The organism is Arthrobacter sp. ISL-85 (assembly GCF_018613675.1).
Classification (GTDB): domain Bacteria; phylum Actinomycetota; class Actinomycetes; order Actinomycetales; family Micrococcaceae; genus Arthrobacter.
This window is the reverse complement of the sequence record NZ_JAGGPQ010000007.1, coordinates 91,742-107,858: the sequence shown is the minus strand read 5'-3', so window position 1 is coordinate 107,858 and position 16,117 is coordinate 91,742. Positions and strand designations below refer to the sequence as shown.

16 protein-coding genes are annotated in these 16,117 nt (G+C 65.8%); 2 read left to right on the top strand and 14 right to left on the bottom strand.

Features of this window, described 5'->3' with window-relative positions; all coding sequences use genetic code 11:
• Window positions 1-2: 2 nt before the first annotated feature.
• The 5 genes from J7I84_RS06210 to J7I84_RS06190 form a co-directional block, all read right to left on the bottom strand.
• A complete protein-coding gene (locus J7I84_RS06210; protein WP_214942093.1) occupies window positions 3-1,517 on the bottom strand; it encodes a CoA-acylating methylmalonate-semialdehyde dehydrogenase in 1,515 nt (504 codons plus the stop codon).
• A gap of 43 nt (window positions 1,518-1,560) precedes the next feature.
• Complete coding sequence (gene iolD, locus J7I84_RS06205; protein ID WP_251046194.1) at window positions 1,561-3,510, bottom strand: 3D-(3,5/4)-trihydroxycyclohexane-1,2-dione acylhydrolase (decyclizing); 1,950 nt, start codon at window positions 3,508-3,510, stop codon at window positions 1,561-1,563.
• A 29-nt stretch (window positions 3,511-3,539) separates the two neighbouring features.
• Window positions 3,540-4,478, bottom strand: coding sequence for a deoxyribose-phosphate aldolase (locus tag J7I84_RS06200; protein WP_214942087.1), 939 nt, complete (start codon window positions 4,476-4,478; stop codon window positions 3,540-3,542).
• Window positions 4,475-5,494 carry a 5-dehydro-2-deoxygluconokinase gene (gene iolC, locus J7I84_RS06195; protein ID WP_214942084.1) on the bottom strand — a complete coding sequence of 340 codons (1,020 nt, stop codon included), beginning with the start codon at window positions 5,492-5,494 and terminating at the stop codon, window positions 4,475-4,477. The genes J7I84_RS06200 and iolC overlap by 4 nt, the downstream gene beginning before the upstream one ends.
• Before the next feature lie 188 nt (window positions 5,495-5,682).
• Window positions 5,683-6,087: a tautomerase family protein gene (locus J7I84_RS06190; protein WP_214942081.1), complete on the bottom strand. Its 405-nt coding sequence runs from the start codon at window positions 6,085-6,087 to the stop codon at window positions 5,683-5,685.
• 119 nt (window positions 6,088-6,206) lie between these two features.
• Here J7I84_RS06190 and J7I84_RS06185 point away from each other — a divergent pair, with 119 nt between their 5' ends.
• Both J7I84_RS06185 and J7I84_RS06180 read left to right on the top strand, forming a co-directional pair.
• The gene (locus J7I84_RS06185; RefSeq protein ID WP_251046193.1) at window positions 6,207-6,599 is read left to right on the top strand and encodes a helix-turn-helix transcriptional regulator; all 393 of its coding nucleotides are present in this window, start codon (window positions 6,207-6,209) and stop codon (window positions 6,597-6,599) included.
• Window positions 6,596-7,078, top strand: coding sequence for an SRPBCC family protein (locus tag J7I84_RS06180; RefSeq protein WP_214942078.1), 483 nt, complete (start codon window positions 6,596-6,598; stop codon window positions 7,076-7,078). Before J7I84_RS06185 ends, J7I84_RS06180 begins: the two co-directional genes overlap by 4 nt.
• On the opposite strand, the gene J7I84_RS06175 is transcribed toward J7I84_RS06180, so the two are convergent.
• From J7I84_RS06175 to J7I84_RS06135, 9 genes are all read right to left on the bottom strand, one after another.
• Window positions 7,036-7,854: a triose-phosphate isomerase family protein gene (locus tag J7I84_RS06175; protein WP_214942075.1), complete on the bottom strand. Its 819-nt coding sequence runs from the start codon at window positions 7,852-7,854 to the stop codon at window positions 7,036-7,038. The genes J7I84_RS06180 and J7I84_RS06175 overlap by 43 nt on opposite strands.
• 28 nt (window positions 7,855-7,882) lie before the next feature.
• Window positions 7,883-9,229 carry an MFS transporter gene (locus tag J7I84_RS06170; RefSeq protein ID WP_214942072.1) on the bottom strand — a complete coding sequence of 449 codons (1,347 nt, stop codon included), beginning with the start codon at window positions 9,227-9,229 and terminating at the stop codon, window positions 7,883-7,885.
• 85 nt (window positions 9,230-9,314) lie between these two features.
• Window positions 9,315-10,082, bottom strand: a complete 768-nt coding sequence (locus tag J7I84_RS06165; protein WP_214942069.1) for an SDR family NAD(P)-dependent oxidoreductase — start codon at window positions 10,080-10,082, stop codon at window positions 9,315-9,317.
• 78 nt (window positions 10,083-10,160) lie between these two features.
• Entirely contained in the window at window positions 10,161-11,114 is a 954-nt protein-coding gene (locus J7I84_RS06160) for a 3-hydroxyacyl-CoA dehydrogenase family protein (protein ID WP_214942066.1), read from the bottom strand.
• On the bottom strand, window positions 11,111-11,605 hold the full coding sequence (locus tag J7I84_RS06155) for a ribose-5-phosphate isomerase (RefSeq protein ID WP_214942064.1): 495 nt from the start codon (window positions 11,603-11,605) through the stop codon (window positions 11,111-11,113). The genes J7I84_RS06160 and J7I84_RS06155 overlap by 4 nt, the downstream gene beginning before the upstream one ends.
• Before the next feature lie 10 nt (window positions 11,606-11,615).
• Window positions 11,616-13,337, bottom strand: a complete 1,722-nt coding sequence (gene dhaL, locus J7I84_RS06150; protein ID WP_214942061.1) for a dihydroxyacetone kinase subunit DhaL — start codon at window positions 13,335-13,337, stop codon at window positions 11,616-11,618.
• Window positions 13,338-13,381: 44 nt separating this feature from the next.
• Window positions 13,382-14,380 carry a sugar phosphate isomerase/epimerase gene (locus J7I84_RS06145; RefSeq protein WP_214942058.1) on the bottom strand — a complete coding sequence of 333 codons (999 nt, stop codon included), beginning with the start codon at window positions 14,378-14,380 and terminating at the stop codon, window positions 13,382-13,384.
• A 145-nt stretch (window positions 14,381-14,525) separates the two neighbouring features.
• Window positions 14,526-15,215 carry a GntR family transcriptional regulator gene (locus J7I84_RS06140; protein WP_214942055.1) on the bottom strand — a complete coding sequence of 230 codons (690 nt, stop codon included), beginning with the start codon at window positions 15,213-15,215 and terminating at the stop codon, window positions 14,526-14,528.
• A gap of 122 nt (window positions 15,216-15,337) precedes the next feature.
• Window positions 15,338-16,114 carry an SDR family NAD(P)-dependent oxidoreductase gene (locus J7I84_RS06135; RefSeq protein ID WP_214942052.1) on the bottom strand — a complete coding sequence of 259 codons (777 nt, stop codon included), beginning with the start codon at window positions 16,112-16,114 and terminating at the stop codon, window positions 15,338-15,340.
• Between the last annotated feature and the right edge of the window lie 3 nt (window positions 16,115-16,117).

The window sequence follows — 16,117 nt, the reverse complement described above, 5'->3', positions numbered from 1 at the left end:
CGCTAGTTGGAGGGGAAGTTGTAGGAGGCGCCGGAGGCGTGGTGGGTCTCGGGCCAGCGGGAGGTGACTACCTTGCCGCGGGTGTAGAAGCTTACGCCTTCGGGTCCGTAGATGTGCTTGTCGCCGAAGAGGGAGGCTTTCCAGCCGCCGAAGGAGTGGTAGGCCACCGGGACGGGCAGGGGCACGTTGATGCCGATCATGCCCACGGTGACGGAGCGCTGGAACTTGCGGGCGGCGGCGCCGGAGGAGGTGAAGATGGCGGTGCCGTTGCCGTAGGGGTTGGCGTTGATGAGCTTGATGCCGTCTTCGAGGGTGTCGACGCGGACCACCACGAGGACGGGTCCGAAGATTTCCTCGGTGTAGGCGGTCATTTCGGTTTTGACGTGGTCCAGGACGGTGGGGCCTACCCAGAAGCCGTCTTCGTGGCCGGGGACGACGAGGTCGCGGCCGTCCACCACCATCGCTGCGCCGGCAGCTTCGGCTTCGGTGACGATCCGTACGATGCGTTCCTTGGAGGCGGGGGTGATGACCGGGCCCATTTCGGCGTCGGGTTCGGTGCCGTTGTTGACCTTCACGGCCAGGGCGCGTTCTTCGACCTTCTTGACCAGCAGGTCCGCGGCGTCGCCGACGGCGACGGCAACGGAGATGGCCATGCAGCGTTCACCGGCGGAGCCGAACGCGGCGGCGGCGAGGTGGTCGGCGGCGTTGTCCAGGTCGGCGTCGGGCAGGATGATGGCGTGGTTCTTCGCCCCGCCCAGGGCCTGGACGCGCTTGCCGTGCTTGGTGGCGGTCTCGTGGACATACTGGGCGATCGGGGTGGAACCGACAAAGGAGATCCCGTCCACGTCCGGGTGGGTCAGCAGCCCGTCGACGGTTTCCTTGTCGCCGTGCAGGACCTGGAACACACCGTCCGGCAGGCCGGCTTCCTTCCACAGCTTGGCGAGCAGCAGGGAGGCGGAGGGGTCGCGCTCGGAGGGCTTGAGGATGAAGGCGTTGCCGGTGGCGATGGCCATGGGCGCCATCCACAGCGGCACCATGACGGGGAAGTTGAACGGCGTGATGCCGGCCACCACGCCGAGGGGTTCGCGGAAGTTGAACACGTCGATGCCGGTGGACACCTGGTCCGAGTAGTCGCCCTTGAGCAGGGTGGGGATACCGCAGGCGTATTCGATGACTTCCAGGCCGCGGCCGATCTCTCCCTTGGCGTCGGAAATGACCTTGCCGTGCTCAGCGGTTACCAGCTGCGCGAGTTCCTCGATGTGGGAAGCGACGAGTTCGCGGAACTTGAACAGCACGGCGGTGCGCTTGGCCAGGGAGATATCACCCCAGGTGTCGGCAGCCCTGCGGGCGGCGGCGACGGCGGTGTCCAGGTCGGCGCGGTTGGCCAGGCGCAGTTCGCCGGTCACAGCGCCCGTAGCCGGGTTGTACACGTTCGTGGTGCGGTCGCCCTCACCGGCGGTCTCGGCGCCGTCGATGAAGTGGTTGATGGTGACGGTCTCAGTGGTGGTGGCAGTCATGGGACTCTTCCTTGAGTAGTTTGAAGGGGATGGAAGTACGGGCTCAGCCGAGCAGTTTGCGCTGGCGTGACTTGTGGTCGACGTAGGTCTGGAAGGCCTGCTTCGTGGAGTCCAGTTCGGAGACCTGCGAGACGGGAACGTCCCACCAGGACTCGGAGGACGGCGCGTCCAGGAGTGGATCTGACTCGACGTGGATCAGGATCGGTCCACTGTTTTCCGGGGCGGCCTTCGCGTCGCGGATGGCCTGTTCGAGTTCGGCGATGACCTTCTCCCCCGGTTCGATCCGGATGACCTTCACGCCCAGGGACTCGGCGTTCAGGGCCAGGTCCACGGGCAGCGTCTCGCCCTCATCGAAGCTGTGCGCTTCCTCGTCCAGCGCCCGGTACTTCGTGCCGAACCGCTGCGAGCCCAGGGATTCGGACAGGGAGCCGATGGAGGCGTAGCCGTGGTTCTGGACCAGGACCACGATCAGCTTGATTCGTTCGGCCACGGCGGTGACCAGTTCGGTGTGCATCATCAGGTAGGAGCCGTCCCCCACCATCACGACGACGTCCCGCACCTGATCGCCCGAGGCGCCTGCCGCCGTCGTACTTGCCGCCTCGGCGATCGCTGCACGCTTGACGCCCAGGCCGCCGGGGATCTCGTAACCCATGCAGGAGTAGGCGTATTCGACGTGGTAGCCGAACGGGTCGCGGACCCGCCACATCTTGTGCAGGTCACCGGGCAGTGAGCCGGCGGCGCAGATGACCACGTCGCGGGCGTCCATGGCCCGGTTGGTGGCGCCGATGATCTCGTTCTGGGCCGGCAGCGGGGTGTAGCGGGTATCGAAGGCCTCGTCCACGGTGGCGTCCCAGCGCTTCTTCTCCGCCTCGACCTTCTGCTCCAGGTCCGCGCCGGCCCGGTAGCCGCCCAGGGCTGCGTTGAGCTTGACCAGGGCCTTGCGGGCGTCGGCGACGATCGGCAGCGAGGTGCCGTGCTTGTACGCGTCGATGGGGGCGACGTTGATGTTCACGAACTTTACGTCGGGGTTCTGGAACGCGGTCCGGGACGCGGTGGTGAAGTCCTCGTAGCGGGTGCCGATGCCGATGACCAGGTCCGCCTCGGCGGCGATGGCGTTGGCCGCCGTCGTGCCGGTGGAGCCGATGGCACCCAGCGAGAACTTGTGGTCCCAGGGCAGGACGCCGACGCCCGCCTGCGTGTTGCCCACCGGGATGCCGGTCAGCTCGGCGAACTTCGCCAGTTCATCGTTCGCGTAGGCGTAGAGCACTCCCCCGCCGGCGATGATCAGCGGACGCTTCGCGGCGCGGATGGCTGCGGCGGCGCGGGCAATGTCGTCGTCGTCGGCCTCGGGGCGGCGGATCCGCCATTCCCGCTCGGCCAGGAACTCGTCGGGGACGTCGAAGGCCTCAGCCTGGACGTCCTGCGGCAGCGAGATCGTCACCGCGCCGGTCTCCGCGGGGTCAGTCAGGACGCGCAGGCCGTGGTGGAACGCGGAGAACAGCTGCTCGGGACGGTTCACCCGGTCAAAGAATTTGGACAGCGGCCGGAACGCGTCGTTGACGGTGATGTCGTAGGCGTACGGCTGCTCGAGCTGCTGCAGCACCGGGTCCGCCGCGCGGGTGGCAAACGTGTCCGACGGGAGCAGCAGCACCGGAAGCCGGTTGGTGGTGGCCAGCGCGGCACCGGTCAACAGGTTGGAGGAGCCCGGGCCGATCGACGTGCTGACCGCGAAGGTCTGGCGGCGGCGCGTGTGCCGGGCGAACCCCACGGCCTGGTGGACCTGGGCCTGTTCGTTCCGGCCCTGGTAATACGGCATCAGCGTGGGGTCCTGCTGCTGGTACTGCTTCAACGCCTGGCCCACACCGGCCACGTTGCCGTGCCCGAAGATACCGAACGTGCCCGGAATGAGCCGCTCACGGTAATCCACGCCGCCCACCAAGTCCACGGTGTACTGCTTGGAAAGGTATTCGACGACGGCCTGCGCCACCGTCATTCTGCACGTTCCTGTTGTTGTGCCCATTGCTAGTTCTCCGGAATGTCAGTGGTGTGGTGGAGGAGCGAGGCAGCCGTGGCGACCGCGCCCGCGACGTCCCCGTCGGCAGGGTAGAGCAGGGTGCGGCCAACTGTAAGGCCCCGGACGCCGGGAAGGGCCAGCGCAGCCTGCCAGGTGGCGAAGACCTCGTCCTGGGACCCCGACGGGTCACCGCCCAGCAGGACGGTGGGCATGGTGGTGGCTGCCATAACGCGTTCCATCTCCGCCACCACGGGAAGCTTCATCCACGTGTAGGCGCTGGTGGACCCCAGGCCCTCCGCGATCGCCACGGACTTGATCACGGCGTTGGTGGACAAGTCGTTGCGGACCCTACCGTTTTCGCGGACGGACAGGAACGGCTCCACCATGGCGATCAGCTTCCGCTCCGCCAGGGAATCGATGGCCCGTGCGGTGGCTTCGAGGGTCACCACGGTATCGGGGTCGCCCAGGCAGATCCGGGTCAGCATCTTCCCGCCGTCCGCTCCCAGTGCCTCCAGGGCAGCTGCGGTGTGGCCGGTGAACCGGTCGTCGAGTTCGTTGACCAGCCCTGCCAGGCCGCCACGGTTCATGGAGCCGAACAGCAGTTTGCCCTCCAGTGCGCCGAGCAGGAGCAGGTCGTCCATGATGTCCGGGGAGGCCAGGACACCGTCAACGGCCGGGTTGGCCAGGGCGATCTGCAGCCGGTCCAGCAACTGGCGCCGGTCCGCCATGGCCACCGGATCGCTGCCGACAGCCAGGGCGCCGCGGGCGGGGTGGTCGGCGGCGACGATGAAGTTCTGCCGCCCGGCCTTCACGCCAGGGTGGCGGCGTCGGGACTTCGCCGCGCGGGCCACGGCTTCCGGGTCTTCGAGGCGGATGGTGCTCAGGTGCTCATAGCGGCGCGGATCGTCGTCCACGGCAGTGTCAGGGGTCACAGGAGTGAGGGTCACAGTGCTGCTCCTTCGGTGGCGAGCTGTGCGGCGGCAGCGGTGCCGGGAACCGGACGGCCGCGTTCGGCCAGGAGTGAGGTGACCTCATCCGGCGTCGGCATCGCATCCGCGCAGGACAGGCGGGAGGCGACAATGGCGCCGGCGGCGTTGGCGTAATCCAGGACCTCGGCCAGCGGCCAGCCGGACAGCAGTCCATGGCAGAAGGCGCCACCGAACGAATCGCCGGCGCCCAATCCGTTCAGGGTTTCCACCGGGACGGGGGCGGAAACCACGCGTTCGGTGCGGGTCTTGGCCATCACGCCTTCGGCGCCGAGCTTGACGACGGCGATCTCGACGCCGGCGTCCAGCAGCCGGTCCGCCTGCTCATCAGGCGTTCCTTCACCCACGGCGACGGCGCATTCCTTGTCATTGCCGATCGCCACGGTGACGTGCGGGAGGATCTTGGCCACTTCTGCTCGGGCCTCGTCCTCGGACGCCCAGAACATGGGCCGGTAGTCCAGGTCCAGGACGGTGAACTGTCCCTCGGCCAGGTCGGTACGGGGACGGGCTTCATGGGCGGCGATGTGCGCGGAGCGGGAGGGTTCCTGGCACAGGCCGGTCACCGTAGACCAGAAGATCCCGGCCTCACGGATGGCGTCCAGGTCCAGCTCTTCCGCCTTGATCTGCAGGTCCGGCGCCGTGGGGAAACGGCCGTAGAAGTACAGCGGGAACTCGTCCGTGGCCGGCTTGATCGCGCAGAAGGTCACCGCCGTGGGCCAGTCCTTCACCGGCGTGACGAACGTGTCGTCGACGTTGAACTTGCGCAGCTCGCGGTGCAGGTAAGTGCCGAATGCGTCGTCCCCGGTGCGGGTGATGACACCCGTCCTGCGGCCATGGCGGGCAGCGGCAACAGCGACATTCGACGGTGAACCGCCAAGGTATTTGCCGAAGGAATTAACGTCCTCCAGGCCAACCCCGATGTCGTTCGGGTAGATATCAACGCTGATGCGCCCGATCGTAAGAAGCTCGTGGGTCACGGTGATCGTGGACCTTTCTGGTGTCGAACTCGGGTCCTTTGAGGAGCAGGAGTTCCGGGACTGGCAGGCCGTGGCGTGGGCCACATGCACTACTTTGCCCTAGATCGAATGTCCTGTCAAAGGTTTGTACTGACATGCTTACAACCGAAGTTGGCGGCACCCGTCCCCAATCAACGGGTGCGTTTGCGCTACTTCTTTGGGACCGCCAACTCGCCTGTGACGTACTGCGCCCTGCCGAACCCGAAGGACCAGTCGCCGGCAGTATTTTCGACATAGCCAATGAAGACGTCCTGGCCGGCCACCCCCACCGCGGCGAGCTTTTCGGCCACGGCGGCAAAGAGCCGTTGTTTGGCCTCCTGGGACCGACCGCCCTGGGTAAAGATCTGGATCATCACCACTCCCCCGGTGCGTTCAAAGCCCAGCCCGGCATCTTGGGCGAAGATCTGGCCCTGCGGGTGCTCGGTAAGGATGTGGAAGTAGTCCCGCTCCGGGATGCCATACTCCGCGAGGATGGCGTCGTGGATGCCGCGGCTCAACTGCTGCAGATCCTCGGCGGTGCGTCCTTCATTGACGTCAATGCGAACAAGCGGCATGAATCTTCTCCCTCAAATAGTTTGTACTGACATACTAACAAATTGCATTTCAGGAATACAAGACCTCTTGCGCGACGCGCAGCAGCAGGGCTATCATTAATCAATCGCAAGGTTGATAAATGAAAACGTTGATTACAAGAGAGACGCGAAGGGTGTCTGATGATGACGCGGCCCTGGACGTAGCTTTCCTGGCCCTGGCCGACCCCGTCCGCCGCAACATCATCGCCCGCCTGAGCAGGGGTCCCGCCACGGTCAATGAATTGGCGGAACCCTTCGAGATTTCCAAGCAGGCAGTCTCGAAGCACATCCAGGTACTCGAGCAGGCGCAGCTGGTGACCCGCAGCAGGGATGCCCAGCGCCGTCCCGTGCACCTGAACCCCGCGCGGCTTGAGTCGCTGACTGCGTGGATCGACCAGTACCGGTTGGTCCGCGAAGGGCAGTTCCGCAGCCTTGATGCCGTGCTTGAATCCAGCGCCGGGCAAGCGGCGCCAAAGGCAAAGGACAAGAGATGACCAATTCACTGAAGATCACGGCCCCCGAAGGACTCCCCTATATCGACTTCGAGCGGGAGTTCGACTTTCCGGTGGCAGAGGTGTTCCGGGCGCACAAAGACCCTCAGCTGGTGGCCCAATGGCTGGGCCCGCGGGGCATGAAGATGGAAATGGACCACTACGATTTCCGCACCGGCGGAAGCTACCGGTACATTCACACGGGCCCTGAGGGGGTGCCGTATGAGTTCCGCGGGATCTTCCACACGGTGCGCGAGAACGAGCTAGCCCTGCAGACCTTCGAGTTCGGCGGCTATCCGGACTCGGTCAGCCTGGAGTCCATGACCTTTGAAGAGCTCGACGGCGGCCGCTGCCGGCTGCGGGGCCACGCCATGTACCAGAGCATGGAGGCGCGGGACGGCATGCTGCACTCAGGAATGGAGGGCGGCATGTCCGAGGGCTACGAGCGGCTGGATGAGCTGCTGGCGGGCGCGTCGGTCTGACGCAGGAGGAGGGCTTCGTCCAATACACGGCCCAGGTTCGCTGCGTCGTGGGCGAAGCGGCCAAGGAAGAGTCCGTCCGCGGCGGGCAGCCGGGGAAGCAGTCCGGGCCCCGCGCTGCCACCGTAGATGAGGGGGCAGCCGGGACCCAGCTCGGCCAGGATTTGCGCCAGCACGGCGTTGATGTGCTCAGGCGGGGCGGGTTCCTGCGCGCCGATGGCCCACACCGGCTCGTAGGCAAGAACCAGGCGGCTGAGCAGGGCGGGGTCGCCGTCCGTGGCGGCCTGGACCTGCGCCACGCAGAAGGCGGCGGCAGCCACGGCGTCGAGCCTGTCAGGCTCGCCGATGCAGAGTAGCGGGGTGAGGGAATGGCCGACGGCGGCACGCACCTTGCGTGCCACCACGGAGTCGTCCTCGCCAAAGAGTTTGCGTCGTTCGGCGTGTCCGATCTCGACGAGTGAGACGCCAAGCTCGGCCAGCATGCCGGGGCTGACTTCCCCGGTTAATGCCCCGTCCCCCCAGGCGCAGTTCTGCGCTCCGAGCAGTACGGGTGAGCCGGCCAGGATCCGCGCGGCGGGTTCCAGGACGGGGAAGGATGGGATGACGAAGACCCGGACCGGGGCGTCCTTGACGGAACCCGTACCCAGTCCGGGCCTGTCGTCCACAATGGAGCGCACCTCCGACAGCCAGCGCAGGCTTGCCTGGTAGCCCAGGTACATTTTGGTGCTGACACCGATGTAGAGGACGCCGTTTCCTGCGCTGCTGCCGGAGGTGCTCATGGGTTTCCTTGCGTGGATGGTGACGTGCTCAGTCGAGCAGGTCGTCGGCCTTGTTCTTGAACCGCTTGGTGGCGAACATCATCGCCGCAGCCACGAATGGCAGGACACCCAGGGCGTAAACGCCCATGGAACCGGTTGGCGACTGCGTGGCCTCATTGACCGCGGTCCGGAGGATGGGCGCGACGAAGCCGCCCAGGTTGCCCAAGGAGTTGATCAGTCCGATGCCGGCGGCGGCAGCTGAACCGGCCAGGAACGCGGTGGGATAAGCCCACACCACGGGGCCGACGGCCAGGAAGCTGCAGACTGCCAGGGTTATGAAGATCATGCCCAGGAACGGCTGGTGGTTGGTTCCGGCCCAGGCGGAACCAAAGATGCACAGGCCGGTGGAGATGAACAGGATGGTGCCGAACTTGCGGCGCTTGTTCACGGTATTTGCGGCCTTGCCGATGAAGTAGCAGGAGAAGATGCCGAAGAACCAGGGGACGGCGATCAGCAGGCCGACGGCGAGTCCCACCTTCTGCCCGGTCAGGGAGGACACCTGCTGCGGCAGGAAGAACGTCACACCGTAAACAGCGATCTGCAGGCAGAAGTAGATCAGGGTGAAGTACCAGACGCGGCCGTTGCGCAGGGCGGCAAGGATGCCGCGCGGGCCGGTCTCGTCCTTGATGGTGTCCTCCAGCGCCATGACTTCCTTGAGCGCGTACTTTTCCTCGTTGTTGAGGAACTTGGCCTTCTCCGGGCCGTTGATCAGGAAGAAGAATGCCGCGATGCCCGCCAAGGTGGCCAGGAGGCCTTCGACGAAGAACATGACCTGCCAGCCGTGCAGGCCGGGAACCTGGTCACCGATGTTGATCAGCCAGCCGGAAAGCGGGTTACCGATCATCTGGGAGAACGGCTGGGCCAGGTAGAAGATTGCGAACATCTGCACGCGCACCTTGTTGGGGAACCATTCGGCGAGGTACATGATCACGCCGGGGAACAGGCCGGCTTCGGTCACGCCGAGGAGGAAACGCAGGATCACGAACGACGTCTCGCCCTGCACGAACGCGAAGCACGCGGAGACGATGCCCCAAGTGATGGCGATGCGTGCCAGCCAGATCTTGGCTCCGACCTTCTTGAGCAGCAGGTTGCTGGGGATCTCGAAGATCGCGTAGCCGATGAAGAAGATGCCGGCACCGAGGGCAAAGGCCCCGGCGGACACCCCCTTGTCGGCCCCCAGGGCCGCCTCGGCGAAGCCGACGTTGGTGCGGTCCAGGAATGATACGACGTAGAGGATGACCAGCATCGGCATGAGCCGGCGGGCCGCCTTGGAAATCGCGGACTTCAGGACCGGACGGGCCAGAAGTTCCTTGGATGTTGCGGTTGTTTCTGACACAGCACTCTCCTTCGAGTGGTGACGTTGGTGGTTCCCGCGGGCCGGCGGCCTGCGGGGCTTGTGGCGGCGCCCGGAACTGGAGCCGTCAGTGCATGTACAGGCCGCCGTCGACGTTCAGCGTCTGGCCTGAGATGTAGCCGGCATCCTCGCCAATCAGGAAGGAAATGGCTGCCGCGATGTCGCGTGTGGTGCCCACCCGGTTCACCACCAGGTCCTTCACCAGCTCATCCTTGCGTTCCTCGCTGAGGGTACCGCCCATAATGTCCGTGTCGATCGGACCCGGCGAGATGGCGTTGACGGTGATGTCATACTCGCCCAGTTCGCGGGCGGTGGCCCGGGTCAGGCCGATGACGCCGGCCTTGGCCACCGAATACGGTGTCTTGCTGAACGTGCCGCCGCCGCGCTGTGCGGAGACCGAGGAAATGTTGACGATCCGTCCCAGCCGGTTCTTCACCATCGATTCGGCCGCCCGGCGGGTGGCGTAGTGGACACCGTTCATGTTGATGTTCAGCACGCGGTCCCACTCGGCGCCGTCGAGCTCGAGGTAGGGAACGGGTGAGCTGACGCCGGCGATGTTCGCCAGGGCCACCAGCTGGGGAAGTTCGGCCTCGATCTCGTCGATGGCGGCCCGGACCGAGGCTTCGTCACCAATGTTGGCCCCGGCGCCGTGGGCCCTGACGCCGTGCTTTTCGGCCAGTTCCTTGGCCAGGTTCTTGCTGGCCGCGTCGTCAAGGTCGATTACGCCGATGTTCCAGCCGCGCTCGGCGAGGTAGTCCGCGGTGGCCCGGCCGATGCCGCGTTCAGAGACGGCGCCGGTCACGATCACGGTGCGGTCTGCGGGAAATGGTGTCATGGAATGTTCCTTCCGGTGAGGTAGGTTTCGGTCACGGCAACGGCGCCGCTGGGCGGCGCCGTTGCGGGAGTGGCGCGGCTAGGACAGGGGTGCCGGGCCCAGGTCCTCGATGAGCTTCTGCATGGCGACGTAGGCCTTGTTCCGGTAGGCAACCAGGGCTGCAGTGCGGTCGGCGGGGACGTCGAGGAATCCGGAGCCGGTCTTGGTACCGAGCTGGCCGGCGTCGACCTTTTCCTGCAGGATTTTGGGCGTGGCGAACCGTTCCGGGAAGCCGTTCTGCAGCGACTTGTAGCAGAATGCGTAAACGTCCAGCCCGGCCATGTCCGCGATGGCGAAGGGGCCGAAGAACGGCAGCCGGAAACCGAAGGTGGTCCGCACCAGGGTGTCCACGTCCTCTGCGGTGGCGATGCCTTCCTCCACCACCTGGGCGGCTTCATGGAAGAGGGCGTACTGGAGCCGGTTCAGCACGAAGCCGGTGACGTCCTTGACGGTGGCCGTTTCCTTGCCGGTCTCCCCCACAATGGTGCGGGCCGCCTGGACGGTGGCCTCGGAGGTACCCTCGTGCGGGATGACCTCCACGCCGGGGATGAAGGGGGCCGGGTTGGAGAAGTGGACTCCCAGGAACCGCTCCGGGTTGTCCACCACTTCGGCCAGCTTCGCGATGGAGATGGTGGACGTGTTCGAACCGATGATGGCGTCGGGGCGGGCAGCGGCGCTGATCCGGCCCAGGGTGGCGTGCTTGATCTCGAGGATTTCCGGCACGGCCTCCTCGATGTACTCGGCGTCGGCCACCGCTTCTTCGATGTCCTTGGCTGCCCACAGGTTTTCCTTGAGCAGGTCTGTGGCGTTGGCCGGGAAGAGCCCGGCTGCCACGAACTCATCGGATTCCTTCAAGAGCCGCTCGTAGTTGCTGCGGGCGATTTCGGCGGAGACGTCGGCCAGTGCCACGCGGGCTCCGGCAAGTGCCAGGACCTGGGCGATTCCGCCGCCCATGTAGCCTGAGCCGACGACGGCGATGTTGCGAGTGGTCATTTGTCCTCAAGTCCTTCCGACGCGTCCTCGTAGGAGGAGATGGCGTCTACTTTTGCCGCGGATGCGGAGTTTTCATCGAAGCGGTAGTTCAGCCACTCGCCCACGAGTTTCTTGGCCAGTTCCAGGCCGATGACGCGCTGGCCCATGGTGAGCACCTGGGCGTTGTTGGACAGCACGGAGCGTTCCACAGAGTAGCTGTCGTGGGCGGTGACGGCACGGATGCCGGGGACCTTGTTGGCTGAAATGGCGACGCCAAGGCCGGTTCCGCAGATGAGCAGGGCGCGGTCCGCTTCGCCGGCTGCCACCTTGCGGGCGGCGGCGACGGCCAGGTGCGGGTAGGCGGTGGTGTCGTCAGCGCCTACTCCCACGTCCTCCACAGAGGCAACGCGGGGGTCGGCCTCCAGCAGTTCGCGCAGGGCGTTCTTGTATTCAACGCCGGCTTCGTCATTGCCGACGACGATGCGCCAGCCTGGCTGGGTGTTCTCAGTCATGCGGTTCTCCTTAGGAGCTTTCGATGGAGGCGGCGTACTCGGCCACCCTGCGGGCGATGAGGCCGAAGGACACGGCGCCGGGATCCGGGTGGCCCAGGCTCTTTTCGGCCAACGGCCGGGCCCGGCCCTTCTTCGGGCTCAGTTCGGCAGTCGCGTCAGCTGCCTTGGCTGCAGCCTCGGCTGCTGTCCGGAGGCTGTCGGCGAGGCTGCCGCCGTCGTCAATTGCACGGCTGAAGGTATCAGCGAACGGAAGCAGCGCATCCACCATGGTCTTGTCCCCTGCTTCCGCCTTGCCCAGGGTGACGATTGCGTCGCGAAGGGCGTTGACGGCGGCCGCTGCATCTTTGGCGGTGTAGGTGTCCTTACTGCCCAGGGTCCTGCCGACAGCTGTGACCGCAGCGCCCCAAAGGGCCCCGGAGGTACCGCCGGCGCGCTCCGCCCACTGCTCGCCCGCTGCGGCGAGCAGTTCCTCGAGGCCGGCGCCGGCGTCGTGGGACTTTTCCGCGGCTGCCACGGCAGCGTCAACGCCGCGGCGCATGCCGATGCCGTGGTCGCCGTCTCCGGCGATGGCGTCCAGTTTTCCGAGCGCGTCCTCATGTTCGACGACGACGGCACGGGCTTCCTTCAGCACGCCCAGCGCCGTGGCGGCCAAGGCCGTCGAGGCTGGAGTGGCGGCCAGGGCCGGGGTGGTTGCTGCCTCGGCGAGGGACGTGACGGACCGCGCGCGGCGGGCCGCGAGGTTGCCTTTGCGGAAGGCGGGAGTGTCAGCCGGCGCGGCCCAGAACTTCTCCAGCTCCTCGTCCAGCCAGAATAGCGTCAGTGACAGCCCGGACATGTCCAGGCTGGTGACCAGTTCACCGCACTCAGGCTCGACGATTTCAAGTCCGGCATCGGCCAGCAGGGCCTCGACCTTCCCGAACAGCAGGAAGAGTTCGTCGTACTTTACCGTTCCCAGGCCGTTGAGGATGGGGACCACCCGGCTGCCTGCGGCTTCGGGCTTGTCCTTCAGCAATCCGTCCACCAGCAACTGTGCGAGCTCGCTGGCAGTGGGAAGGGGCTGCTCGGAGATGCCCGGTTCGCCGTGGATGCCAAGCCCCACTGACATCATGCCTTCAGGCACCGTGAACAACGGTTTGTCTGCTCCGGGCAGGGTGCAGCCGGCGAAGGCCACGCCGAGGGAGCGGGTGTGGTGGTTGGCCTTGATCGCAAGCCGCTCAACTTCGTCCAGGTCCAGCCCGGCTTCTGCTGCTGCCCCGGCCACCTTGAACACCGTGAGGTCTCCGGCGATGCCGCGGCGCTTACCGATTTCTTCGAGCGGCGCGCTGGCGATGTCATCGGTGACCAGGACGGTTCGGGTGTCGATACCCTCGGCATTCAGCTTGTCCTGCGCCTGGCCGAAGTGAAGGACGTCGCCGGCGTAGTTGCCGTAGCTGAGGAGGACTCCGCCGCCCGCCTGGGACGCTTTGGCTACGCGGTATACCTGCCCCGCGGAGGGGGATGCGAACATGTTGCCGCAGGCGCTGCCGGCCGCCAGCCCTGCGCCCACCAAGCCGGCAAAGGCCGGGTAGTGGCCGGATCCGCCGCCGATGACCAGTGCAACCTGGCCCGCCGGCGATTCGGTGGAGCGGACAACGCCACCGTCCACGCGGGCCACGTACTGGCGGTTGGCAGCGACGAAACCGTCGAGGGCGTCGTCTGCGAACTGCGCTGGATCGTCAAATATCTTTGTCATGATTCCTCGTTGAACCGGTTGGGTCGGTTGGGATGCCTGCCGGCTTAGCGGGCAGGGACTGCTGCCGGGGTCTGCCGGCCCTGGGCCACCAGGCTGGTGCCCAGGGCGTAGCTGTCGCGCTTGGGCAGGACCTGGCGGCGCAGGTAGTCCTGGTTCGCGGCGGTGACGCTCAGGCCGTCGCCACCGTAGTGTTCGGTGCAGATGATGCCCTGGAAGCCAACCGAGATGGCGAACTGGAAAGCCTCGCGGTAGCTGATGAGGCCGGATTCCATGGGGGCGGGCATGGCGACGTAGTGGTCCCGGGCCTGGTCCTCGTCACGGATGTAGTTCTTGACGTGCCAGTAGTTGGAGTACGGCAGGGTCTTGTGGATCACTTCACGCCAGTCCTCGATGGGCCTGTGCAGCCGGATCAGGTTGCCGAGGTCCGGGTTCAGGCCGACGTTGGGCAGGTCGATGTCCTGGACAAGCTGGACGGAAGAATCCGCGCTGCCCAGGTAGGTGTCCTCGTACATCTCCAGCGAGACCAGCAGCCCGAGTTCGGCTGCATGCTTGCCTACTTCACGAATCCGGCTGACTGCATTGTTCCAGGTTTCCTTGTCCCCCACCGGGTCCTTGTGACCTTCCACGGTCCAGAACCACAGCTGCTTCTGCTGCTCGGGAGTGATGGCTTGGTGCAGGCCAATCGAGACGACCTCGCAACCGAGCTGGGCTGCGGCCTCAAGGGTGCGGTGGGTGTAGGCCAGGTTGGCTTCCCAGTTGCCCTCTTCGATCACGCTGCGGCGGATGGCTGAAATGGAGGGAAGGCCAAGACCGGCGGCGGTGGCGGCGGCCTTCAATTCGTCCAGGCGGGCGCTGGAAAGGTCACCGGGACGAACCCAGCTGTCGGTGAGGTCGGCATTGGTGAAACCGGCGTCGGCAACTTCCTCGAAAACCCTCTGCCAGTCGCTGGCGGGGGCGTCCTGGATGGCTGTCCCGTCCGGCTTGGTTCCCGGGAACTGCAGCAGGGCGGCGGCGATGGGCCAGTTTTCAGCGGTGTACGGCATTGTCACTCCAAGTCTAAAATCGCATTTCCTATAGGATCTACGCTGCTTGTGCTCCCTGTCAAGGGCTTGGATATCTCGCCTGCTCAAAGGGCAGACAGACACGGGTAAGCCGGCATGCGGCAGTCAACGCCCGACGCTGGAACCGCTAGCTGCGCACTTCGCTGTCGTGCTGCGAGCGCTGCTTAACGCCCTCAATGTGTTCAACCATTTTCTCCCGCGCCAGTTCGGGGTCCCCCGACTCAAAGGCCTTGAGGATCTCCGTGTGCTCGGCAATGGCGTAATCGGCATCAGTCACGCCCAAACCGCCGAAAAAGCGGAAGCGCTGCACCTGGCCGCCCAGCGCGTTGTAGGCGGACAACAAAAACTGATTGTGCGCTGACTCGGCAATGAGGCGGTGGAACCGTTCGTCCGCTTCCCAATAGGCCCGGAACTCCGCAAAGGACGGGCCCCGCGGCGCTGCCTTCAAGTCCTCGATGGCCTGCTCCAGCTGCGCGGTCAGTTGCGGGTCCGCGTGCTTGCAGGCCATGAAGGCATTGGCCGGTTCGATCACCAGGCGCGCATCCATCAGGTCTGCCAGCTCCTCCGGAGAGAACAGCGGGGCCACGCGGTACCCCCGCAGGGCCATCCTCCGGACCATCCCGGTGGCTTCCAGCCGGGCAAGGGCCTCGCGCACGGGCGTTGGGGAGACGTCCAGTTCCCTTGCCATCCCGTCGATACTGACCGGGGTGCCCGCTTCGAGCCTGCCGTCCATGAGGGCAACAAGAAGCGCTTCGTAGACGTGGTCGGCGAGCACCTGCCTGCTCACTCCGCCGGAGGCCTGGTTCTTTGTTGCCATGTAGAAATCCTATAGCCGGAAAAGGTGCCAAAGCGCAGGCGTAAAGGGCACGGCCGTCCCCGGTGCCGTGCGGCCGGCCAGCCGCACGGCACCTTTGGCCACTGCTTGTTGGGCGGCGCTGGTCAGGAGACCTGCAGGCCGCCGTTGATGTCATAAGTGGCGGCCGTAATGTAGCCGGCGTCCTCGCTCAGCAGGAACGCGATCAGGGCGCCGACTTCCTCGCGGGTTCCCACGCGTCCCATCATGATCCCCTCGGACATCTGCGCCTTGCGCTCATCGCTTAGCGTCCCACCCATGATGTCGGTGTCGATCGGGCCGGGCGCGATGGCGTTGACCGTGATGTTGTGTTCGCCTACCTCCCGGGCCAGCGCACGGGTAAACCCGAGGATGCCGGCCTTGGAGGCGCTGTAGGCCACCTTGGAGTAGGTGCCGCCGCCGCGCTGGGCGGAGATGGAGGAGATGCTGACGATCCGTCCCAGTTCCCGCTGGATCATCCCCTTCAGGACGCGCTGGGAAACAACGAAGGTACCGCGCATATTGATGGCGAAGACTTTGTCCCACTCCGCCACGGTGGTCTCCATGAAGGGGGTGGGCGAACTGATTCCCGCGAGGTTGACCAGGCCAACGATCGGCGGAAGTGCCTGCTCGATCTCGGTGATGGCGCGGTCCACGGATGCCTCGTCGGAGACGTCGGCGCCCACTCCGATGGCCTTGACGCCACGGCTGGAGCCGATGTCAGCCGCTGCTGCCTTGGCGTCTTCGGCGTTGATGTCGAGGATGGCGATGGACCAGCCCTGGCTGGCCAGCCGGTCGGCGGTTGCGCGGCCGATGCCGCGGGCCGACGCCGCCCCGGTCAGGACTGCGGTGCGTTCTGCGGGGAATGCTTGTTCTGTAGTCATTGC